The organism is Burkholderia lata (assembly GCF_000012945.1).
Taxonomy (GTDB): Bacteria; Pseudomonadota; Gammaproteobacteria; order Burkholderiales; family Burkholderiaceae; genus Burkholderia; species Burkholderia lata.
This window is the reverse complement of the sequence record NC_007511.1, coordinates 21,214-44,239: the sequence shown is the minus strand read 5'-3', so window position 1 is coordinate 44,239 and position 23,026 is coordinate 21,214. Positions and strand designations below refer to the sequence as shown.

Annotated in this window: 18 protein-coding genes and 1 pseudogene; 13 read left to right on the top strand and 6 right to left on the bottom strand. The window is 67.6% G+C overall.

Going from position 1 to position 23,026, the window contains the following annotated elements:
- Nucleotides 1-24: 24 nt before the first annotated feature.
- Nucleotides 25-501: an OsmC family protein gene (locus BCEP18194_RS22965; RefSeq protein WP_041493435.1), complete on the bottom strand. Its 477-nt coding sequence runs from the start codon at nt 499-501 to the stop codon at nt 25-27.
- Nucleotides 502-632: 131 nt separating this feature from the next.
- Here BCEP18194_RS22965 and BCEP18194_RS22960 point away from each other — a divergent pair, with 131 nt between their 5' ends.
- Complete coding sequence (locus tag BCEP18194_RS22960; protein WP_011353653.1) at nt 633-1,274, top strand: GntR family transcriptional regulator; 642 nt, start codon at nt 633-635, stop codon at nt 1,272-1,274.
- 356 nt (nt 1,275-1,630) lie between these two features.
- Nucleotides 1,631-2,653 (top strand): hypothetical protein, encoded by a 1,023-nt coding sequence (locus BCEP18194_RS22955; RefSeq protein WP_011353652.1) that lies wholly within the window; start codon nt 1,631-1,633, stop codon nt 2,651-2,653.
- A 105-nt stretch (nt 2,654-2,758) separates the two neighbouring features.
- Here BCEP18194_RS22955 and BCEP18194_RS22950 read toward each other — a convergent pair.
- Together BCEP18194_RS22950 and glcC are read right to left on the bottom strand one after the other, a co-directional pair.
- Nucleotides 2,759-3,202: pseudogene (locus BCEP18194_RS22950) on the bottom strand (DUF6306 domain-containing protein); the annotation flags it as partial.
- Between the two features lie 273 nt (nt 3,203-3,475).
- Complete coding sequence (gene glcC, locus BCEP18194_RS22945) at nt 3,476-4,246, bottom strand: transcriptional regulator GlcC (protein WP_011353650.1); 771 nt, start codon at nt 4,244-4,246, stop codon at nt 3,476-3,478.
- Nucleotides 4,247-4,465: 219 nt separating this feature from the next.
- Here glcC and glcD point away from each other — a divergent pair, with 219 nt between their 5' ends.
- From glcD to BCEP18194_RS22905, 8 genes are all read left to right on the top strand, one after another.
- Nucleotides 4,466-5,965: a glycolate oxidase subunit GlcD gene (gene glcD, locus BCEP18194_RS22940; protein ID WP_011353649.1), complete on the top strand. Its 1,500-nt coding sequence runs from the start codon at nt 4,466-4,468 to the stop codon at nt 5,963-5,965.
- The gene (gene glcE, locus BCEP18194_RS22935; protein ID WP_011353648.1) at nt 5,965-7,041 is read left to right on the top strand and encodes a glycolate oxidase subunit GlcE; all 1,077 of its coding nucleotides are present in this window, start codon (nt 5,965-5,967) and stop codon (nt 7,039-7,041) included. Before glcD ends, glcE begins: the two co-directional genes overlap by 1 nt.
- 24 nt (nt 7,042-7,065) lie before the next feature.
- On the top strand, nt 7,066-8,286 hold the full coding sequence (gene glcF, locus BCEP18194_RS22930) for a glycolate oxidase subunit GlcF (protein WP_011353647.1): 1,221 nt from the start codon (nt 7,066-7,068) through the stop codon (nt 8,284-8,286).
- Between the two features lie 20 nt (nt 8,287-8,306).
- Nucleotides 8,307-8,711 (top strand): GlcG/HbpS family heme-binding protein, encoded by a 405-nt coding sequence (locus BCEP18194_RS22925; protein WP_011353646.1) that lies wholly within the window; start codon nt 8,307-8,309, stop codon nt 8,709-8,711.
- Nucleotides 8,712-8,754: 43 nt separating this feature from the next.
- Entirely contained in the window at nt 8,755-10,929 is a 2,175-nt protein-coding gene (locus tag BCEP18194_RS22920) for a malate synthase G (protein WP_011353645.1), read from the top strand.
- 529 nt (nt 10,930-11,458) lie between these two features.
- Nucleotides 11,459-13,021, top strand: coding sequence for a sensor domain-containing diguanylate cyclase (locus BCEP18194_RS22915; RefSeq protein WP_041493140.1), 1,563 nt, complete (start codon nt 11,459-11,461; stop codon nt 13,019-13,021).
- A 161-nt stretch (nt 13,022-13,182) separates the two neighbouring features.
- Complete coding sequence (locus BCEP18194_RS22910; RefSeq protein ID WP_011353643.1) at nt 13,183-14,568, top strand: cache domain-containing protein; 1,386 nt, start codon at nt 13,183-13,185, stop codon at nt 14,566-14,568.
- A gap of 29 nt (nt 14,569-14,597) precedes the next feature.
- Nucleotides 14,598-15,242 carry a response regulator gene (locus BCEP18194_RS22905; protein ID WP_011353642.1) on the top strand — a complete coding sequence of 215 codons (645 nt, stop codon included), beginning with the start codon at nt 14,598-14,600 and terminating at the stop codon, nt 15,240-15,242.
- Between the two features lie 58 nt (nt 15,243-15,300).
- On the opposite strand, the gene BCEP18194_RS22900 is transcribed toward BCEP18194_RS22905, so the two are convergent.
- Nucleotides 15,301-16,821, bottom strand: a complete 1,521-nt coding sequence (locus BCEP18194_RS22900) for an MFS transporter (protein ID WP_011353641.1) — start codon at nt 16,819-16,821, stop codon at nt 15,301-15,303.
- 144 nt (nt 16,822-16,965) lie between these two features.
- Between BCEP18194_RS22900 and BCEP18194_RS22895 the strand changes: the two genes are divergently transcribed.
- Nucleotides 16,966-17,604, top strand: a complete 639-nt coding sequence (locus tag BCEP18194_RS22895) for a TetR/AcrR family transcriptional regulator (protein ID WP_011353640.1) — start codon at nt 16,966-16,968, stop codon at nt 17,602-17,604.
- 80 nt (nt 17,605-17,684) lie between these two features.
- On the opposite strand, the gene BCEP18194_RS22890 is transcribed toward BCEP18194_RS22895, so the two are convergent.
- Nucleotides 17,685-18,281, bottom strand: a complete 597-nt coding sequence (locus BCEP18194_RS22890; RefSeq protein ID WP_011353639.1) for an MlaC/ttg2D family ABC transporter substrate-binding protein — start codon at nt 18,279-18,281, stop codon at nt 17,685-17,687.
- A gap of 323 nt (nt 18,282-18,604) precedes the next feature.
- Here BCEP18194_RS22890 and BCEP18194_RS22885 point away from each other — a divergent pair, with 323 nt between their 5' ends.
- Together BCEP18194_RS22885 and BCEP18194_RS22880 are read left to right on the top strand one after the other, a co-directional pair.
- Nucleotides 18,605-21,238 (top strand): MMPL family transporter, encoded by a 2,634-nt coding sequence (locus tag BCEP18194_RS22885; RefSeq protein WP_011353638.1) that lies wholly within the window; start codon nt 18,605-18,607, stop codon nt 21,236-21,238.
- Nucleotides 21,231-22,220, top strand: coding sequence for an MlaA family lipoprotein (locus BCEP18194_RS22880; protein WP_011353637.1), 990 nt, complete (start codon nt 21,231-21,233; stop codon nt 22,218-22,220). Before BCEP18194_RS22885 ends, BCEP18194_RS22880 begins: the two co-directional genes overlap by 8 nt.
- Nucleotides 22,221-22,345: 125 nt before the next feature.
- On the opposite strand, the gene BCEP18194_RS22875 is transcribed toward BCEP18194_RS22880, so the two are convergent.
- Nucleotides 22,346-23,002 (bottom strand): phosphorylase, encoded by a 657-nt coding sequence (locus tag BCEP18194_RS22875; RefSeq protein WP_244273139.1) that lies wholly within the window; start codon nt 23,000-23,002, stop codon nt 22,346-22,348.
- Nucleotides 23,003-23,026 lie beyond the last annotated feature (24 nt).

Here is a 23,026-nt window from a genome sequence, read left to right as displayed (position 1 = left end):
GATGTCATCCGGCGGGTGTCGTTATCACGCTGCGGCGAATTCGATCACGGGTTCGCAGCGGATCGGAAAATTGACCGAGTTCGCGATATAGCACTTCGCGTGCGCGTCATGATGCAGATGTTCCGCCCGCTCGCGATCGTCGCCGGCCTGGATCGTCACGTGCGGGCGCAACACGATTTCCGTGAAGCGGCCCGGCTCGACGCTGTCGACCATCGTGCCTTCCGCGTTGTCGACATAGGCGAGCACGCGGATGCCCGCGTCGGAACACAGATGCAGGTACCAGAGCTTGTGGCACGCCGATGCCGACGCCAGCAGCAGGTCTTCCGGATTCCAGCACGCCGCATCGCCGCGAAACGCCGGGTCCGACGAACCGGGAATGTCTGGCTTGGAACCGGCCCGGATCAGATGATCGCGGCCGTACTCGCGATACCCCGACGTGCCGGTGCCACGATTGCCCGTCCACTCTACTGCGACGCGATACTTGTGTTCGCCAGATGCCATCTCGCTCTCCATTGATGTGGGTTGCTTCGGCCGGGCCGGATGTCGTTTTACGAAGCCCGCCTGCGCTCGCCATTTTGGCACCGGATTCCCGTTTGGTATACCATTATTCCAAATTGACGGAACATGCAGGCATGGAAGCCAAACTCGATTCCACGGCGGACGCCGTGGCCGCCTCGTTGCGGGACATGATCATCAACGGCGAACTGGAAGCCGGCGAGCGGCTCGTCGAGCGCGACCTCGCCGACCGGTTCGGCATCAGCCGGATTCCGATGCGTGAGGCGATCCAGCGCCTGGAGCGCGAAGGCTTGCTGGATATCTTCAGGAATCGCGGCGCCGTCGTGCGCATGCTGAGCGCATCGGACGTGCAGGAGATCTACGACCTGCGCGCGCTGCTCGAAGGCGACGCGATCTACCGGAGCGTGAAGCGGCTCGACGACGAAACGCTCGCGCGTGCCGAACTCGTCCATCGCCTGCTCGGCGATGCCGCCGTGCCGCGCCGGCAGGGCGAGCTGAACCGCGAATTCCACGCGCTGCTTTATTCGTGCTGCGGCAACGCGCGGCAGTTGAAGACGATCGCGGAGCTGCGCAGCCAGGTTGAACGGTACGAGCGCCTGCAGACCACGCTGCTCGCGGATACACCGTCGTTCCAGGTCGAGCACGAGGAGATCCTGCAGGCGTGCCGCGAACGCAATGCGCGCGCGGCACGTTCGATGACGGTCGCGCATCTCGAATCGGCCAGAAGCATCGTGCTGCGGCTCGTCGAAGGCGGTTGAGGCCGGCGGGCACGCCGTTCGTTATGCCGGGCGCGGCAATAATCCGGCCGGGATCACCGGGCGGGGCGGCGCGACCAGAGAACGTGGACTCACACCCGCACGGGTGTCGTTCGCGCTGCGAATCGCGAGGTCATCCGCTTCGACGGGCGCTCTCTTTCTGGTTGTCGCTCGTGGATTGAGCGGGCGAGATGTACTGCGAAACCCCGGAAGCTGCCATCTATAGCAGTTGACAGACTTGCTTCCGGAATCAATATTCGACACATTCGAAGCGAGAAGGTCGCCAAGGTCGCCGGCGACAAACAAAACAATCGTCGAAATCAGTAACAGCGGCTCGACAACAACAACGACAAAACGATATGAACATGCATTCCGGGAATCGCAGGTCCAAGTATTCGAAAGCGGCAATGTGGCTTGCTTTGGCGCCGACATGTGCGTTGCTGGCGGGCTGCCCGCCCTTGATCATGCCGAATGTCGAGACGCACAAATACGATAAGACATATCGCTTTCCTGCCGATCCGCAACCCTGGCTGACACTGGAACGCGACGGAATCAGTTTTTACATCTATCAGGATTGCAGCGGATCATCGGACGTGTGCCCCTGGCAAAATCTGGTGGCGTTGAAGACAGGCACACCGCCTGACTGGAAGAACCTGATCGACGCTCGTGCGATCGACTGGAACGTCAAGAATGTGGATATCCCCATCCGTCGCCCGCTCTCTGCGTATGTACCGGGTACGCGCTATCGCCTGGTGGGTTCGTTCGGCCATCATCCCAAAATCGTGCTCGCAGATCCGGAAGAACTGGTCAGCAAAAATAGCGCCTATCGTTACGTGCAGGGAAGCCGCGACATGCACATCGAGAGCTTCAACGATCTCGTTTACCCCGCAGATATCGACGTGCAGCTGGTGATCTACAACGACGATCATCAATGGGTTTTCGTCAACCCGCCCAAGTTCAAACCGAACACCGGCGAGCACCCCACCGATCTATACGTTCCCAGCAAGCTGTTTCACTTCGAAGCCGGCAACGATGCACGGTTGAACCAGCCAATGGCACTCTATTACACGCAGAAAAGGATGTCCTTTACCGGTTATCGCGTCGTATCCGGCAAGGCAGAGGAATGGTGGATCGACAAGAATCAGGTCAAACACCCCGCGAATCAGATCACGCTGGCGGAGGTCGTGTTTCCGTCAGTGCCGCTCAAACTGGACACCTTGACCCTGGATGACAAGACCGTGTCCGGCGCGCCAACGCTGCGGTGCCGCTACAGCCATACCCAGTTCAACCTGGGCTGGCTGGATTCAGGCCCGCGCGGCGGGCCTTCAGAGGCCTATCGGAAGGGTTGCGATCCGTATCCCGCGCAGGCGCAGGCCGAGTGATCGTCGAGCCGGGCTCATCGAAGCGTTGCGCTGCCGAGCGGCGCTTGCAGGCCAGGATGCCGCAGCCGCGGCAATCCGCGATGCACGTTTCCCCGCCTGCTGCCGCTACACTGCGCCCGGTTCGCCGCCCTTGATCCGCAACTGCACATCCACCGCCCCGATATTCTTCTCATGCGCCACCAGCATCTGCGTGAGCGCATGATGCATGTCCGGCTGCGCGAGCGTCGGCAGTAACGCCTGCAACTTCCGCACGACCCACCGCTGCCCACGATTCAAAAACGCCAGCCGCTCGGCCAGATCATCGATCGCCATCGCCTTCTCATAGAACGCCCCGGTAGCATGCGTCGGCGTCGCATCGAGCGACCGAATCGCATCGACCAGCACCGCACACCAGTGCGCCTCATCCTGTCGAATGCCGGCCACCAGCCGATGAAGTTCGGGATCGTCGATTTCCACCGCCGTCTCCGACGCAACCCGCGCACCGGCGCGCTCGGCTTCCAGCAGCTCATTCAGCAACGCGAGCAACGCGTCGCGCTGCGCATCAGCGGATTCGTCCGCGGCTTTGGCGGGGCGGGCGTCGTGCCCGTCGTCGTGGGTCCGGTTCGACATGCGATGTCCTCCGTTCAGGAAGCGTGGCGCACCGGTTCGTCCGGCGTGGTTCCGTCAGACACTGTTCACACGACAGCGTCCACGCATCACGACTGACAACAGCGGGGCCACACGAAGAATGGCTCACAGTCTGACATAGCCCTGTGACACGCGTCTCGAGGCGGCTCACTGTGCGTGATACGCATCAAGACACACCGCAACGCGCAGCCGACATCACGTCCACCCTTCAAGCCTCAACGTCGACCGCACCAACCGCTGCTCCTCCTGCTCGATCTCCCGCAGATACTCGACGCACTGGCGAATATGCTCGCTCGCCGCCTTGCGCGCCTGATCGGGCAACCGCCCCGTCACCGCGTTATAAAGCCGCGCATGCTGCCGATCGATCTGCTTCTTTAGCGGCTCACGGTGATAGAGATTGTTCACCGACGCAAACACCGAACTCAGCAGCAGATCCGTCAACGACTGCAGCGTATTCACCAGCACCGGGTTATGCGAAGCCTCACAGATCGCGAGATGGAACGCATGATCGAGCTTCGCGCGCGCGGCCGGATCGAGATCCTGCGCGTCGGCCGCAGTCATCTCTTCATAGCGACGCTTGATCAGGATGAAGTCGGCCGGCGTACCGCGCAGCGCCGCGAGCCGCGCGGCCTCCGTCTCGAGCATCCCGCGTACCTCGAACAGGTCGTACAGCGTGCGCGGCTGCGAGCCGAGCAGATGCATCATCGGCGTGATCTCGCGTTGCGGGGTCAGGCTCGCAACGAACGAGCCCTTGCCGTGCGCGGTGTCGATGATGCCGCGCGCACGCAGCAGCTTCATCCCTTCACGCACGGCCGTGCGCGACACGCCGAGCTTCTCGGTCAGCCGCCGTTCGGACGGTAGCGCCTGCCCGGCCTTCAGCACGCCGTCGACGATCAGCTTCTCGATGCGCTCGGCAACGACGTCGGCCACGTTGCGCGCCGGGCCCGCCTGTTCCTGCATTTCCATACTGGTATGACCACTTCGGAAGGATATCGGCGATTTTCCCACAAACCCTTGTAGCTATTCGGTTTTATAGCAATCGACGCAGCCGCCTTCCGAGCCCTCGACAAAAACTGGTATGACCACATTCACCACGTCTGGACACGCGCGCGCCGCCCGCCAAGAATCCATTCCTTCCGGCGTGCCGCGCGTCGCGCAGCCGCCTGCATGGTGGAGACAACCCCGATGAGTTTCACCTACGACGAACGGATCGACGGCCCATTGGCGACCGTCGGCCGCGACACACTCGTCGCCGCGCTGCACGCGGCGGCGCCCGGCCTCGACGTGCTGCACGAACGCGAGGCGCTCAAGCCGTTCGAATGCGACGGCCTCGCCGCGTACCGCACGGTGCCGCTCGCGGTCGCGCTGCCCGACACGGTCGAGCAAGTGCGCGCGGTGTTGCGTGTCGCGGCCGCGCTCGGCGTGCCGGTGGTTGCGCGCGGCGCGGGCACCGGCCTGTCGGGCGGCGCGATGCCCCTCGAAAAAGGCCTCCTGCTCGTGATGGCGAAGTTCAACAGGATTCTCGACATCGACCCCGATGCCGGCATCGCGCGCGTGCAGCCCGGCGTGCGCAACCTCGCGATTTCCCAGGCAGCCGCGCCATACGGCCTCTACTACGCCCCCGATCCGTCGTCGCAGATCGCCTGCTCGATCGGCGGCAACGTCGCCGAAAACGCGGGCGGCGTGCACTGCCTGAAATACGGCCTCACGGTGCACAACATCCTGAAGGTCGAGATCCTGACGATCGACGGCGACACGCTCACGCTCGGCGCCGACGCGCTCGACGCACCCGGCTTCGACCTGCTCGCCTTGTTCACCGGCTCGGAAGGGATGCTCGGCATCGTCACGGAAGTCACGGTGAAGCTGCTGCCGAAGCCGCCGAGCGTGAAGGTGCTGATGGCGAGCTTCGACGACGTCGCGGAAGCCGGCGCGGCGGTCGCGCGAATCATCGGCGCGGGCGTGATCCCCGGCGGCCTCGAGATGATGGACAACCTCGCGATCCGCGCGGCGGAGGATTTCATCCACGCGGGCTACCCGGTCGACGCGCAGGCGATCCTGCTGTGCGAGCTCGACGGCTCGCCGACCGACGTCGACGAAGACGCCGAACGCGTCGCCACGCTGCTGCGCGACGCGGGCGCAACCGAGATCCGCGTCGCGCGCGACGAAGCCGAGCGCCAGCGCTTCTGGGCCGGCCGCAAGAACGCATTCCCGGCGGTCGGCCGCATGTCGCCCGACTACTACTGCATGGACGGCACGATTCCGCGCCGCGAGCTGCCGCGCGTGCTCGAAGGCATTGCCGCGCTGTCCGCCGAATACGGGCTGCCGGTCGCGAACGTGTTCCACGCGGGCGACGGCAACATGCACCCGCTGATCCTGTTCGACGCGAACCGCGCGGGCGAGCTCGACCGCGCGGAAGCGCTCGGCGGAAAGATCCTCGAGCTGTGCGTCGCGGCGGGCGGCAGCATCACCGGCGAGCACGGCGTCGGGCGCGAGAAGATCAACCAGATGTGCGTGCAATTCAACGCCGATGAAATCACGTTCTTCCACGCTGTGAAGGCCGCGTTCGATCCGCAGGGCCTGCTCAATCCCGGCAAGAACATCCCGACGCTGCACCGCTGCGCCGAATTCGGCGCGATGCACGTCCATCACGGCAAGCTGCCGTTTCCCGAACTGGAGCGCTTCTGATGCGACGCGACATCGAATCGATCGACGACAGCGCGGCGCTCGTCGCCCAGGTCGACGCGGCGATCCACGACCGCCAGCCGCTGCACATCCGCGGCGCCGGCACGAAGGCGTTCCTCGGCCGCCCCGTCGAAGGCCGCACGCTCGACGCGCGCACGCATCGCGGCGTCGTGTCGTACGACCCGACCGAACTCGTCGTCACCGCGCGCGCGGGCACGCCGCTCGCCGAACTCGAAGCGATGCTCGACGCGGCCGGCCAGATGCTGCCGTGCGAGCCGCCGACGTTCGGCGGCGCGGCCACGGTCGGCGGCATGTTCGCGGCGGCGCTGTCGGGCCCGCGCCGCCCGTGGGCCGGCGCGGTGCGCGACTTCGTGCTCGGCTGCCGCGTGATCACCGGCCACGCGAAGCACCTGCGCTTCGGCGGCGAGGTGATGAAGAACGTCGCGGGCTACGACGTGTCGCGGCTGCTCGCGGGCAGCTTCGGCTGTCTCGGTGTCGTGACCGAGGTGTCGCTGAAGGTGCTGCCGAAGCCGCGTGCAACTGGCGATCTCGCATTACAACTTGCCGTGGATGAAGCCGTACAGCGCGTCGCCGCGTGGCGTCGCGCAGGGCTGCCGCTCGCGGGCGCATGCCACGCGGACGGCGTGCTGCGCGTGCGGATCGAAGGCGGCGAGGGCTCGGTGAAGGCCGCGCGCGACACGATCGGCGGCGAGCGCATGGACGATCGCGACGATGCTTTCTGGGCACGGCTGCGCGACCTCGCGCTGCCGTTCTTCGACGATCCGCGCCCGCTGTGGCGCCTGTCGGTGCCGGCCGCCGCGCCGCTCGACGCGTTGCCCGGCGCGCTGCTTGCCGACTGGGGCGGTGCACAGCGCTGGCTGAAGAGCGACGCCGCACCGGCCGACGTACAGCGGTTCGCCGCGCAATGGGGCGGCCACGCGACCTGCTTCACGCCGGGCACGACACGCGAGCCGTTCCAGCCGCTGCCGCCCGCGCTGCTGCGCGTGCACCGGCAGCTCAAGGCGCAGCTCGACCCGCACGCGATTTTCAATCCCGGCCGCCTGTACGCCGACTTCTGACGCGAACCCGATCCCCACCCGCCGATGCAAACCAATCTCAGCGAAGCAAGCAAGGCCCTCGCCCGGGCCGACGAAGCGGAAGCGATCCTGCGCGCGTGCGTGCACTGCGGCTTCTGCAATGCGACCTGCCCGACCTACCAGGTGCTCGGCAACGAGCTCGACGGGCCGCGCGGACGCATCTACCTGATCAAGCAGCTGCTCGAAGGCGAGCCGTGCGGCGAGCGCACGCAGCAGCATCTCGACCGCTGCCTGACGTGCCGCAACTGCGAGACGACCTGCCCGTCCGGCGTGCGCTATCACACGCTGCTCGACATCGGCCGCGCGGAAGCCGAGAAGCGCGTGCAGCGGCCCGCGCGCGAGCGCCTGCTGCGCGCGGGGCTGCGGCACGTCGTGCCGCGCCCGGCGACGTTCGCCGCGCTGCTGAAGGCCGGCCGCGCGCTGCGCCCGCTGCTGCCCGGCACGCTGCAGGACAAGATCCCGGCCGCCGTTCCCGCCGCCGCCCCGCGCCCGCCCGTGCGTCATGCTCGGCGCGTGCTGATGCTCGAAGGCTGCGTGCAGCCGTCGCTGTCGCCGAACACCAATGCGGCCGCGGCGCGCGTGCTCGACCGGCTCGGCATCAGCGTGACCCCGGCGCGCGAAGCCGGCTGCTGTGGCGCGACCGAATATCACCTGAACGCGCAGGATGCCGGCCTCGCCCGTGCGCGCCGCAATATCGACGCCTGGTGGCCCGCGATCGAAGCGGGCGCGGAAGCGATCGTGCTGACGGCCAGCGGCTGCGGCGCCTTCGTCAAGGAATACGGCGACCTGCTGCGTTCTGACCCCGTCTATGCGGAGAAAGCGCAACGCGTCAGCGCGCTCGCACGCGATCTCGCCGAAGTGATCGCTGCCGAGCCGCTCGACGCGCTGGCCGGTTCGACGCCACGTCGCATCGGGGTGCACTGCCCGTGCACGCTGCAGCACGCACAGCGCCTCGGTGGCGCGGTCGAACGCATCCTGACGCAGCTCGGCTTCGATCTGACGAATGTCGCCGACGGCCATCTGTGCTGCGGCTCGGCCGGCACGTATTCGCTGACACAGCCCGAACTCGCGACGCAACTGCGCGACAACCGGCTCGACGCGCTCGAAGCCGCGCGGCCCGACCTGATTGTCACGGCCAACGTCGGCTGCCAGACTCACTTGAACGGCGCAGGCCGCACGGCCGTGCGCCACTGGATCGAGCTCGTCGACAACCACCTCGTCAACTGACCTGATTCCGGAGGAATGCCATGCAGACGAAACCCGAACTCGAACTCGCCGATGCCGACCGCATGCTCGCCGCCGCCCGCGCGGAAGCGGAACGCCACGGCTGGGCCGTATCGATCGCCGTCGTCGACGACGGCGGCCACCTGCTCGCGTTCGCGCGGCTGAACGGCGCATCGCCGGCCAGCACCTATATCGCGCAGGACAAGGCGCGCGCGGCGGCGCTCGGCCGGCGCGAGACGAAGGCGTATGAGGATATGATCAACGGTGGCCGCACCGCGTTTCTCAGCGTGCCGCTGACGGGGTTGCTCGAAGGCGGCGTGCCGGTCACGGTGGGCGGCCGGATCGCGGGCGCGATCGGCGTGTCTGGCGTAAAGTCCGAACAGGACGCGCAGATCGCCCGCGCCGGCACACAAAGCGTCGCGGTATAACCAGCCAAAGCCGCGCGCGATTTTTTCCCCGGGAGGATTAACGATGATCGACCAAGCAGGACTGCAAGTCGCGCCAGCGCTGAGCCAGTTCATTGAAAACGAAGCGCTGCCGGGCACCGGCATCGACAAGGCCGCGTTCTGGAGCGGTTTCTCGGCCCTGGTGCACGACCTGGCGCCGCGCAACCGCGAACTGCTCGCGGAACGCGACCGCCTGCAGCAGGAACTCGACACCTGGCACCGCGCGCACCCCGGCCCCGTGCGCGACCACGCCGCGTATCGCGCGTTCCTCGAACAAATCGGCTACCTCGTGCCGGTCCCGTCGAACGTCGCGGCAGCCACCGCGAACGTCGACAGCGAGATCGCCACGCAGGCCGGCCCGCAGCTCGTCGTGCCGCTGTCGAACGCGCGCTACGCGCTGAACGCCGCGAACGCCCGCTGGGGCAGCCTGTACGACGCGCTGTACGGCACCGATGCGCTGCCTGAAGACGGCGGCGCCGAACGCACCGCGACCTACAACCCGACGCGCGGCCAGCGCGTGATCGACTACGCGCGCAACGTGCTCGACAACGCAGCGCCGCTCGCGAGCGGCTCGCACCGCGACGCGCTGCGCTACCGCGTGCAGGACGGCCAGCTCGCCGTCGAAACCGCGAAGGGCATCGTGGGCCTCGCGCAGCCGGCGCAGTTCGTCGGCTACCAGGGCGCGGCCGACGCACCGTCCGCGATCCTGCTGAAGCACAACGGCCTGCACCTCGAGATCCAGATCGACGCGTCGACGCCGATCGGCCGCGCCGATCTCGCGAACGTGAAGGACGTCGTGCTCGAAGCCGCGGTCAGCACGATCATCGACTGCGAGGATTCGGTCGCGGCGGTGGACGCAGAAGACAAGGTCCAGCTCTACCGCAACTGGCTCGGCCTGATGCAGGGCACGCTGGTCGAGGAAGTCGCGAAGGGCGGCAAAAGCTTCACGCGCCGCCTGAACGCCGATCGCGAGTACACCACGCCCGCCGGCGGCACGCTGTCGCTGCACGGCCGCTCGCTGCTGTTCGTGCGCAACGTCGGCCACCTGATGACCAACGGCGCGGTGCTCGACCGCGACGGCAACGAGATTCCGGAAGGGATTCTCGACGGCGTCGTCACGGTGCTGTGCTCGCTGCACGACCTGAAGGCGAAGCGCAACTCGCGCACGGGTTCGATCTACATCGTGAAGCCGAAGATGCACGGCCCGGTCGAAGTCGCGTTCGCCGATACGCTGTTCGCGCGCATCGAGGATCTGTACAACCTGCCGCGCAACACGCTGAAGATGGGCATCATGGACGAGGAACGCCGCACCAGCGTGAACCTCGCCGCGTGTATCGCCGCGGCCGCTGCGCGCGTGGCGTTCATCAACACCGGCTTCCTCGATCGCACCGGCGACGAGATGCACACCGCGATGGAAGCGGGCCCGATGATCCGCAAGGGCGACATGAAGTCGTCGGCGTGGATCCAGTCGTACGAGCGCAACAACGTGCTCGCGGGCCTGTCGGCCGGCCTGCGCGGCCGTGCACAGATCGGCAAGGGCATGTGGGCGATGCCGGACCTGATGCACGCGATGCTCGAGCAGAAGATCGCGCATCCGCGCGCCGGCGCGAACACCGCATGGGTGCCGTCGCCGACCGCCGCGACGCTGCACGCGCTGCACTACCACCTCGTCGACGTGCAGGCCGTCCAGCAGGAACTCGAGAAGACGCCGTACGCAAGCGAACGCGCCGCGCTGCTCGAAGGCCTGCTGACCGTGCCGGTCGTCGAGCGCGCCGCGTGGAGCGAGGCCGAGATCCTGAGCGAAGTCGAGAACAACGCGCAGGGCATCCTCGGCTACGTCGTGCGCTGGGTCGAACAGGGCGTCGGCTGCTCGAAGGTGCCCGACATCCACGACGTCGGCCTGATGGAAGACCGCGCGACGCTGCGCATCTCGAGCCAGCACATCGCGAACTGGCTGCGCCACGGCGTGATCACCGAGGCGTTCGTACTCGACGTGTTCAAGCGGATGGCGCGCGTCGTCGACCAGCAGAACGCCGGCGACCCGAACTATCGCCCGATGGCGCCCGGCTACGACCAGTCGACCGCGTTCAAGGCCGCGTGTGCGCTCGCGCTGCAGGGCACGTCGCAGCCGAGCGGCTATACCGAGCCGCTGCTGCACCGGTTCCGCCTCGCGTTCAAGGCGCAACAGCACGGCGGTTAAGCGCAGGCGTGCTTCACGAAACGGGCGGCCGCAACGGCCGCCCGTTTTCATTTTCGCGTTCGCCCGACCGTTGAAACGGATAATCGGCGCAAATCGTCTGCCTTCATTTTTCGCGTTCGCGTGCCGTTAACCGGGGGGAATCGGCAGCTGGATGCCGCGCGCGACGTCCCTGCATGCCGCAAAGCCTTGCGCTGGAACGCTCTGCCCGATATTCGCAAGCCCGTGAATTCACTGTAATTTGATCCGGATCAACGGTCCGCAACATTTTCCGCGCACGCGGACGCGCGCGTTATACTCCGTTGAATTCGCGTTGCCCGATTCGTCGGATCGTTGAATCGGCGCAGATGTCACCAGTGAATGCTTGATTTACCGGTATATCTGGCCGCGGTTACCGATAATCGGCGTCCATTTTCTCCGCCGGCCGGCAGGAAGGCGTCGGAATGGCCGCGTAACGGATCGCCGCCGGCACGTCATACGAACAATCGCATCGGCCCGCCTCCCGGCGGCAATGCCCATCGATCCACCGACCATGGCAGAAACCGACTACGCAATGCCCAGCGAATCCGGCCTGACGAGCCGTGTCGCTGCTCATCTGCGCCGGTTCCTGCTGCCGCACCTGATCTTCTATACCGGGCTGCTGATCGCGTTGGTCCTGCTGCTCCTGTGCGGGGTCGTGCTGTACGAAGGCCGCATCGACGCGCGCGACCGCTCGGCCGCGATGCAGCAGAATCTTGCGCTGATGGCGTCGTGGGACATCGAGCGCAACATCGAGATCTATTCGCTGTCGCTGCAGGCCGTCGTCGAGGGCGAGAACGACCCCGACGTCGTCAAGCTGCCGATGCCGCTGCGCCGCCAGGTGCTGTTCGACCGCGCGACGACGGCCAAGTACCTCGGCGGGATCTACGTGCTCGACGCAAAGGGCGACATCTCGGTCGACGGCAAGAGCGACGTGCCGCGCAAGGCCAACTTCGGCAACGAACCGTACTTCGCCGTACACCGCGACCATCCCGACGCCGGCCTGTACGTCAGCCCCCCGTATCACTCGCGGCTGCGCGGCGGCTCGCCGAGCATCGCGCTCAGCCGGCGGATCACGAAGCCCGACGGCTCGTTCGGCGGCGTCGCCGTGATGTCGATCCGGCTCGAATATTTCCAGAACCTGTTCTCGCGCCTGTCGCTTGGCGATCGCGGCTCGATCGCGCTGATCAACACGGACGGCAAGATGCTCGCGCGCGAGCCTTACGATCCCAAGATCGTCGGCCGCGACATCAGCCGCGCGAGCACGTTCCGGCGGTTCATGAGCGCCAATGAAGGGAGCTTCGCCGACACCGCGTCGATCGACGGCGTGCGGCGCCTTTACGTGTTCCGGCACCTCGAGAACCTGCCGCTCATCATCATGGTCGCGCGCTCGGAAGCCGATACCTACGCCGCGTGGTACGACCGTGCGATTCCGATCGGCTCCGCAATGGTTGCGCTCGCGATCGGCTTCGTCGGCCTGTCGCTGCTGCTCGACGTGCAGCTGCGCAAGCGCCACCGCGCAGAAACCGAACTGCAGGCGCTCGCGCGTACCGACGGCCTCACCGGCCTCGACAACCGCCGGATGCTCGACGTCACGCTCGCGCGCGAATGGCGCCGTGCCGCGCGCTCGCAGCACGCGCTGTCGCTGCTGTTCATCGACGTCGATTACTTCAAGCGCTACAACGACACGCAAGGGCACCAGGCCGGCGACGACGCGCTCGCCGCGGTCGGCCACTGCATCGCCGGCTGCCTGCGCCGCCCGGCCGATTACGCAGCGCGCTACGGCGGCGAGGAGTTCCTCGTCGTGCTGCCCGACGTCGACACGACCGGCGCAGTGGCGATCGCCGAGACGATCCGCACCGGCATCCTGGATCTCGGCATCCGGCACGATGCCGGTACGTCCGGCCGCCTGACGGTGAGCATCGGCGTGACGACCAGCTATCCCGAACACGACGACGACATGCAGGGCGCGCTGAAACTCGCCGACGACGCGCTGTATCGCGCGAAGGAAGGCGGGCGCAACCGCATCGTCGTGCATGCGGCCGCTTCCGGCGGCCTCGCGGCGCGGCAGGCCTGAGCGGCCGGGACACATCCCGCGCCGCCGAGCAGCAGCAGGGTGGCCGCCGGGCCGCCATCGCCGCCCGTGCGCAAAATCGCCGACAATGTCGCCTCGACACGCCGCCGCACGGCTGACGCGCCCGGCCGGCCCGCGCGGGTGCGCGGCCGCTTCGCACCACCATGAGACTCAAGGCAAAGATCTTCCTTCTGGCCATCGTGCCGTTCCTGCTCGCGATCGCCGGCATCGGCTTCGGCGTGCGCCAGCAGGCGACGTCCCTCGCGCGCACGCAGCACGCGACGATCCAGGCCGCGTACCTGTCGAGCAAGGAAGTCGAGCTGAAGCACTATGTCGAGCTGGCGACGAGCGCGATCATGCCGCTCTACGACGCGAGCGGCCGCAACGCGCGCGACGACGCGATGCTCCGCACGCAGGCGCTCGCGATGCTGCAGAAGATGGATTTCGGCCCCGACGGCTATTTCTTCGTATACGACCTGCACGGCAATTCGCTGATGCATCCGCGCGAGCCCGAGCGCGTCGGCCATAACTACTGGTCGATGCGCGACCCGCAGGGCGCACTGACGATCCAGAAGCTGATCGGCGCGGCGGCGAGCGGCGGCGGCTACGTGCGCTACGCCTGGCAGCGGCCGTCGACGGGCCGCGTCGCGCCGAAGCTCGGCTACGTCGTCGCGCTCGAACGCTGGGGCTGGATGGTCGGCACCGGCATCTATCTCGACGACGTCGACACCGCGCTGCAGCGCATCGACGCGCGCGCGTCCGCGAACATCGAGCGCACGATGAGCTGGCTCACCGCGATCGCGCTCACGGGTGCGGCGGCGATCGCCGTGTGCGCGCTGGTGCTGAACGTCAGCGAGTCGCGCAGCGCCGACGCGAAGCTCAAGCTGCTCGCGCAGCGTGTGGTCGAATCGCAGGAGCAGGAGCGCGCGCGGCTATCGCGCGAGCTGCATGACGGGATCAGCCAGATGATGGTGTCCGCGAAACTGATGCTCGAATCCGCGCTCGCCCGTTTCGAACGCGGCACGGCGCGCCTGCCCGAAGCCGAGCAGGCGCTGGCATCGGGCGTCGGACGGCTCGGCGACACGCTGCGCGAAGTGCGGCGCATCTCGCATGCGCTGCGCCCCTCCATGCTCGACGACCTCGGCCTCGCAGCCGCACTCGAACAGCTGGTTCGCGAACTCGGCGCCGAAAGCGGCATCGACATCGGCTATACGCAGGTCGCACACAGCGGCACCCGGCCGCTGCCCGAAGCCGTCAACACCGCGCTGTTCCGGATCGCCCAGGAAGCGCTCAGCAACATCGTGCATCATGCGCAGGCGTCGCGCGCGGCCGTCACGCTCGACGTCGGCGCACATTCCGTCACGCTGACCATCGCCGACAACGGCTGCGGCTTCGACGCCGAACGCTCGCAGGCCGACGCACGCCGCGGCATCGGCCTGCGCAACATGCGCGAGCGCCTCGACGCGCTCGGCGGCATGCTGACGATCTCGTCGCAGGTCGGCCACACGATCGTCGCCGCGCGCGTGCCGCTGCCCGGCGCCGCGTCATGACGCGCCCCATCACAGGAGACCTTTCACGCATGAGCGCCCCCGACACCGCCCGGCCCGTCGCCCGACTGCTGCTCGTCGACGATCACCCGCTCGTGCGCGACGGCCTGCGGATGCGGCTCGAAGCGGCCGACCTGTCCGTGGTCGGCGAAGCCGGCAACGCCGACGAGGCGCTCGCGCTCGCCGCGTCGCTCGAACCCGATCTCGCGCTGATGGACGTCGGCATGAACGGGATGAACGGCATCACGCTCGCGGGCGTATTCCACGAGCGCTTTCCGGGCATCCGCGTGCTGATGCTGTCGATGCACGACAACGTCGAATACGTGACGCAGGCCGTGCGTGCCGGCGCGAGCGGCTACCTGCTGAAGGATTCGCCCGCGAGCGAGATCGTGCGCGCGATCGGCGCGGTGCTGGCCGGCCAGACGTTCTTCAGCGAAGGGCTCGCCGCGCGGATGATCCACGCAAGCGCGACCGCGTCGCCGCTCGACCGGCTCACGCCGCGCGAACGCGACATCCTCGACGCGCTGGCGGAAGGGCTGTCGAGCAAGCAGATCGCGCAGCAGACGGGGCTGTCGGTGCGCACGGTCGAGACGCACCGGCTCAACTTGAAGCGCAAGCTGGAGATAGAAGGGCAGGCCGAGCTGATCAAGTTTGCGGTCGAGCATCGGCGAAGGTAGGCAGGTCCGACGGACGCCCCGATCCGCTACGAAAGGCTCGACCTGCCGGCACGCCGCATCATTCCGGCTGTGACGACGTCACGCACGCCGCCGCGCGTCCCGATTGCTGCTTCGTTTCACGCCGCATCATCAGCATCGCCGCAATCAAAATACTGAGGATTCCGGAGCACAAGACCGCGATCGAAAACCCGTACGCCATCGCGTCCCGATACGCACCGAGCAGCGCCGGCCGCCCCGCCGCGAACACATGTTCCATCACCGCCTGCCGCGCGAGCGTATCCGCGTGCGCGCTGCCGGCCGCCTGCATCGCGCCCGTCATCCGGTGCAGCGCCCCGACGCTCATCATGCTGCCGAGCACCGCGATGCCCATGCTCATCCCGGTCTGGCGCAACGCGTTCATCGTCGCCGACGCCATGCCCGCGCGCTCGGCCGGCGCCAGTTCCATCACGGTCATGCCGGTCGCGGGCACCGCGAGCCCCATGCCGACGCCGAGCACCGCCAGCACGATACCGACCGGCAGGTACGGCGTTCCCGCGCCGAAACCGGCCATGACCGCGAGCATCGCGCCGATCAGCCCATAACCGGCCACCATCAGCGCGTGCAATGGAATACGCGCCGCGATGCGCCCGAACAGCATCGACGTGATCGCCGTCATCACGAACTGCGGCATCAGTTGCCAGCCGGCCTCGGCGGGCGTGCGCCCCTGCGCCTGCTGCAGGAACAGCGACAGGAAGAACAGGCTGCTGTACCCCGAGAATCCGAGCACGAACGACGCGAGATTGGCGCGCACCAGCCGCCGGTCGCGAAACAGCCAGACCGGCAGCAGCGGCCGCTCGACGCGCGTTTCGACCTGCACGAACGCGACGAACGCCACCGCGGCGCCCGCCAGCGGCACGAGCACCTTCACATGCCACGCGCCGGCTTCGCCGATGCCGATCAACCCGTACGTGAGCAGCCCGAGCCAGATCACGCTCAACACCTGGCCGAGCGGATCGAACGCCGCGTGCTGCGGATGCCGGCGCTCCGGAATGCCCCATGCGCCGAGCAGCACGGTCACGATGCCGATCGGCACGTTGACGAGGAAGATGTTCTGCCAGCCGCCATGTTCGACGAGCAGGCCGCCCACCAGCGGCCCGAGGATCAGCGCGAGCGCACTGAACGCGGACCACCCGCCGATCGCGCGGGCGCGCTCGCGCGCATCGGGAAACGCATGCGTGAGGATCGGCATCGCGCCCGGTATCAGCAATGCGCCGGCGAGCCCCTGGATCGCGCGTCCGATCAGCAGCGGCTCGATGCTGCCCGCGCACGCGCAGACCACCGACCCGGCCGTGAACAGGATCACGCTGGCAAGCCACACGCGCTTGTGCCCGTAGCGATCGCCGAGCGGCCCGGCCGACAGCATGAACGCGGACAGCGCGAGCGCATACGCATTGACGACCCACTGAAGGCCGCCGATATCGGTGTCGAGTGCCGTCTGCAGCGTCGGCAGCGCGACGTTGACGATGCTGATGTCGAGCGTGGCGAGAAAGGTGCCGAGACAGGCGGCCAGGACGAGTGCGGCGCGACGATAGCGAGGCATGGTGGTCAGCCCTTCCCGGGCACGAAGATGAGAATGATTCTCATAATATATATCGACTGACCGTCGGTCAATGGATTGAATTGGCCGTGAGCAGGGCGCTGGCCTAAACTGCGGGCTTTGCACGAACGGGCGTCGAGCCGCGCGATGACGGACAGGACCAAGGCAGAGATCACGACAATGAAAGACGGCGTGCCGGCGAGCAAGCCGCGCACGAAGCCGGCGGAAGTGCGGCTCGAGGAACTGATGGCGGCGGCCGAAGCGCTGTTCCTCGCGCAGGGCGTGGAAGCGACGACCATCAGCGAGATCGTCGAGCACGCGCAGGTCGCGAAGGGCACGTTCTATCACTACTTCGAATCGAAGTCCGACATGCTCGCCGCGCTCGCGCAGCGCTACACGTCATCGTTCCTCGACCGACTACAGCACGCGGTCGACGCGTGCGACGCCGACGACTGGCTCGCGCGCCTGCGCGCGTGGATCCGCACCAACATCGAAACCTACGCGGCGACCTACCGCACGCACGACATCGTCTACACGAACCACCATCATCACGATCGCGCGAATGCCGACAAGAACGCGATCCTCGAGCAGCTCGGTGCGATTCTCGACGGCGGCGCACGGGCCGGCACCTGGCGGCTTGCGCATCCGCAGGTCACCGCGCTGCTGATCTATGCGGGCGTGCATGGCGCGACCGATCACATCATCGCGGCACCGGAAACGGATCATGCCGCGTTCGTCGAGGCGGTGGTCGACGATTGCCTGCGGATGCTCGGCGTCGGCGCGTAACGCGCCGTCAGCGCAAAGCCATGAAAAAGGGCGCCCGAGGGCGCCCTTTGTGCATCCGGACTGCAGCCTGGCCGCGGCTGTCAGTTCGTCCGCGAATTGTGCTTCTGCAGATACGCGATCAGGCCATCGATCCCGCCCGATGCGAGCTGGCTCTTGAACTGGCCCTGGTAGACCTGGATCAGCCACGCGCCCGACATGTCGATGTCGTAGATCTTCCAGTCGTTGCCGACCTTGCCGAGACGATAGCCGACCGACTGGCTGTCGCCCGGCGTCGTGACCGTCGACTGCACGAGCGCGTCGGCGCCCGACGCGCCGCCGGCCTTGAACGAGAACTTCGCGTCCTGGCTGCCGAGCTGCGCGAGCGACGCGGCGTAGGTGCGCGTCATCAGCAGCTTGAACTGCTTGTACAGCTCCTGCTGCTGTTGCGGCGTGGCCTGCTTCCACGCGTCGCCGACCGCGATGCGGGTCGTGCGCTCGAAGTTGGTCGCGGGCAGGAAGCGCTGCTCGACGACCTGCGTGACTTTCGCCATGTCACCGCCACGTGCGGCCGGATCGGCCTTCATTGCGGTGACGGTGCCCTCGACCGCATTGCGGACGATATCGACCGGCGCGCTCTGCGCAAAAGCGGAAACCGACACGGCGGCTGCCGCGACGAAAGCAAACAGATGACGTTTCATACGAATATCGCTCGATGAGAAAAAACGACCGGTTCATTGCACCGGCCGACGATGCAAAGTATACCGGGCCTGACGCCTCGGTGTGCCGCCGTGACCGACTGTTACCTTTCAGGTTCCTTTGTCACAGGCCGGCAGTGGCGCGTCGAAGCAGCGTTGCGCCGTTTATGTAAATATCCCCTTACAAACCGGCCGACCCTCGGTATCGATTCCGCCGTCGCGAACAAATCTCCTTCCCTTCTCGTAACCCCGAACGTCACGACCGCCGCCACGCCGCGCCGGTATACTTGGCTACTTTGCCCTTGCCAGCCGCTCCCCATCGCCACATGGTGACATCTCTCATCGTCCGACTCGTTGCGTGGTCGGTGCGCCGACCCGTCTCGGTCGTCGTCCTGTCGCTCGTCATCGCCGCGCTCAGCGGCGTCTATGTCGCTCAGCATTTCAAGATCAACACCGACATCAGCAAGCTCGTCGATGCGGAACCGCAATTCGCCGCGCTCGGCCAGGCCGTCGACAAAGCGTTCCCGCAACGCAACGGCACGATCCTCGCGGTCGTCGAGGCGCCCGCGCCCGAATTTGCGAATGCCGCCGCGCAGGCGCTGACCGAAGCGCTGCAGAAGGATGCCGACGCCGGCCGCATCGGCCAGGTCGCCGAGCCCGGCGGCGGGCCGTTCTTCGAGCACAACGGGCTGCTGTTCCTGTCGCCGCAGGAAGTCACCGATACGACCTCGCAACTCGCGAGCGCGCGCCCGCTCGTCAACGAACTCGCGAAGAACCCGAGCCTCACCGGGCTCGCCACGACGCTCGCCACCACGCTCGGCCAGCCGCTGCTGACCGGCCAGGTGAAACTGCCCACGATGGCGAAGCTGCTCGCCCGCAGCGCCGCGACCGTCGACGACGTGCTGGCCGGCAAGCCGGCCGCGTTCTCGTGGCGTGCGCTGGTCGACAACGATGCCGCGCGGCAGCCCGCGCGCGCGTTCGTCACCGTGCAGCCCGTGGTCAACTACGGCGCGCTGAAGGCCGGCGCGGAAACCAGCCAGGTGATCCGCGACGCGGCCCGTTCGATCGACCTCGAGAAGCGCTACGGCGCGGTCGTGCGCCTGACCGGCGAACAGCCGCTCGCCGACGACGAATTCGCATCGGTCGAGGATGGCGCGGCGCTCAACGGCGTCTTCACGCTGCTCGCCGTGCTCGTCATCCTGTGGCTCGCGCTGCGCTCGAAGCGGATGATCGGCTCGGTGCTCGTCACGCTGTTCGTCGGCCTCGTCGTGACCGCCGCGCTCGGCCTCGCGATGGTCGGCTCGCTGAACATGATCTCGGTCGCGTTCATGGTGCTGTTCGTCGGCCTCGGCGTCGACTTCTCGATCCAGTACGGCGTGAAGTACCGCGAGGAGCGCTTCCGCGATCCGCGCATCGATCACGCGCTGATCGGCGCCGCGCACTCGATGGGCATGCCGCTCGCGCTGGCCACCGCAGCCGTCGCGGCGAGCTTCTTCTCGTTCATCCCCACCGCCTATCGCGGCGTGTCCGAGCTCGGCCTGATCGCGGGCGTCGGGATGTTCGTCGCATTGCTGACCACGCTCACGCTGCTGCCCGCGCTGCTGCGCCTGTTCGCGCCGCCGGGCGAATCGAAGACGCCGGGCTTCCCGTGGCTCGCGCCGGTCGACGATTACCTCGATCGCCATCGCAAGCCGATCCTGATCGGCACGCTCGTGGTCGTGGTCGGCGCGCTGCCGCTGCTCGCGTTCCTGCGCTTCGACTTCAACCCGCTGCACCTGAAGGATCCGAACAGCGAATCGATGGCGACGCTGCTTGCACTGAAGGATTCGCCGGAAGCCGCCGTCAACGACGTCACGATGCTCGCGCCGTCGCTCGCGGAGGCCGACGCTGCCGCGAAGCGCCTCGACGCGCTGCCCGAAGTCGGCCGCACGACCACGCTGTCGACCTTCATTCCCGCCGACCAGCCTGCCAAGCGCGCGGCGATCGCCGCCGCCGCGAGCGACCTGCTGCCCGCGCTGACGCAGCCGCCCGCGCCGCCCGCGACCGACGCGCAGCGCGTCGCCGCGCTCAAGCGCGTGTCGGACCTGCTGAGCTACGCGGCAGAAGATCACCCGGGCCCGGGCGCGGCCGCCGCGCAGCACCTGTCGGCGTCGCTCGCGAAGCTCGCCGCCGCGGATGCCGCGACGCGCGACCGCGCCGAGCGCGCGTTCTCCGATACGCTGCGCATCGCGCTCAACCAGCTCGCGTCGCTGCTGCAGCCGCAGGACATCACGCGCGCATCGCTGCCGCCGCAGCTCGTGCGCGACTGGGTCGCGCCGGACGGCCACGCGCTCGTGCAGATTTCGCCGAAGGTGCCGAAGGGCGTCGACCCGAACGACGACACGATGCTGCGCCGCTTCGCGAAGACCGTGAAGGCCGCGGAGCCGGGCACGACCGGCGGGCCGATCTCGATCCTGCATTCGGCCGACACGATCATCAGCGCGTTCCTGCATGCGGCACTGTGGTCGATCATCTCGATCACGATCCTGCTGTGGGTCACGCTGCGCCGCTTCGGCGACGTGCTGCGCACGCTGGTGCCGCTGCTCGTGTCGGGTGTCGTGACGCTCGAGCTGTGCGTCGTGCTCGGCATGCCGCTCAACTTCGCGAACATCATCGCGCTGCCGCTGATGCTCGGCGTCGGCGTCGCGTTCAAGGTGTATTTCGTGATGGCGTGGCGCGCAGGGCAAACCGGCTTGCTGCACTCGAGCCTCACGCATGCCGTCCTGTTCAGCGCCGCGACGACGGCGACCGCATTCGGCAGCCTGTGGCTGTCGCACCACCCGGGCACGTCGAGCATGGGCAAGCTGCTCGCGCTGGCCCTGACCTGCACGCTGATCGGCGCCGTGGTGTTCCAGCCCGTCCTGATGGGCAAACCGCGCGTCAAACGCGCCAAGAACCAATCGCAAGGAATCAATGAATAAGGTGCGAATCATTGCGGCGACCGTTGCCGCCAGCGCAGTGCTGTCCGGCTGCGCGACGGGACCGAACCGCAACCCCAACGACCCGCTCGAGCCGATGAACCGGGCGATGTACAAGTTCAACGACACCGTCGACTCGAACATCGCCCAGCCGATCGCGAAGGGGTACCAGAAGGTCACGCCGACGCCCGTGCGCACCGCGATCAGCAACTTCTTCTCGAACCTCGGCGATCTCGGCAACATCGCGAACAACCTGCTGCAGCTCCGCATCACCGATGCCACCGAGGATCTGATGCGCGTGGCGATGAACTCGGTGTTCGGCGTCGCCGGCCTGATCGACATCGCGACGCCGGCCGGGCTGCCGAAGCATCACCAGGACTTCGGCCTGACGATGGCGCGCTGGGGCGTGCCGTCGGGCCCGTACCTCGTGCTGCCCGTGTTCGGGCCGAGCACGATCCGCGACGGCGTCGGCCGCGCGGTGGACGTGCGCTTCAACCTGCTGAACTACATCGAGCCGGCCGCGCGCAACCCGATGTACATCGCGCAGTTCATCAGCGCGCGTTCGGACCTGCTCGGCGCGACCGACCTGCTGAAGCAGGCCGCGCTCGATCCGTATTCGTTCGTGCGCGACGCGTACCTGCAGCAGCGCAAGTCGCTGACGTATCGCAGCCAGTCGTCGTCGTCCACGCTGCCGACCTACAACGAACCGGGTGAATCGGGCGCCGTGCCGGCTGCAACGCCGGCCGTGCCGGGGTTGCCGAACTACGAGGATCCGGGCGAGACGGGCGGTGCATCGGGCGCCACGCCGAACAATGCGCCGGCCGCGCCGGGGCTGCCGAACTACGACGATCCGGGCGCGGACAATGCGATGCCCGCGAGCGCGCCGGCGGCTGCTTCGGCTGCTTCGGCTGCTGCACCGGCTGCACCTGCTGCGGCATCGGCAACCGCTCCAGCGACGCCCGCGAGCAGTCCGGCCGCGCAGTAACGCTGCAACGGCCGCCGCCGCAAAGACAAAGAGCGCTGCAGTTCACCTGCAGCGCTCTTTTTTTGTCCGCGAGAAACGGGAAACCGGGAAGGAAGGAGAAGGGCGAGAAAAGCGGCGCGTGCCGCTCAAACGATCCGCATCGCGCCGGCACGCTCGAACGCGTGCCGCGCCTGGATCAGCGTCGTGCGCGCCGCGCGCGCGTCGCTCGCGACCTGCAGCAGCGGGCCGAGCTGCGACGGCTGCTTCAGCAGTTCACGCAGGATCGGCAGGATCGCCGTGCTGCCGTCGTCGCGCAGGCCGGCCGTTGCCGCGCGCGGCAACGTGCGCCACGCCGGATCGACGATCGCGCGGCACACCGCGAACGGGACGCCGCGCGCAGCCGCGAAGGCCGCCGCGATATGCGACTCCATGTCGACGGCGAGCGCGCCCTTCGCGCGATGCAGCGACGCCTTGTCCTGTTCGCTGATGACCGGGGCGCCGACGGCCGCGATCGTGCCGCGCGTGACGCGCGCCCAGACGGGCGTGTCGTGCAGCGCCGCGACCAGCCGTGTGCTCCAGCCTGCGTCGGTCTCGACACGGCCGAACGGCCCGTCGATCGCGTTCGCGACCACGAGTGCGCCGGGCGCCAGGTCGGGCGCGAGCCCGCCTGCCGTGCCGAAGCTCACGATGCCCGCGCAACCGCGCGCGGTCGCCTCGGTCAGCGCGCGTTCGAGCCGGTCGGCCCGTGCGGCAAAGACGGCTTCGACGCCTTCGCCGCGCGCGATGCGCGCCTCGAATGCCATCCCCGTCACGGCGATGACGGGCAA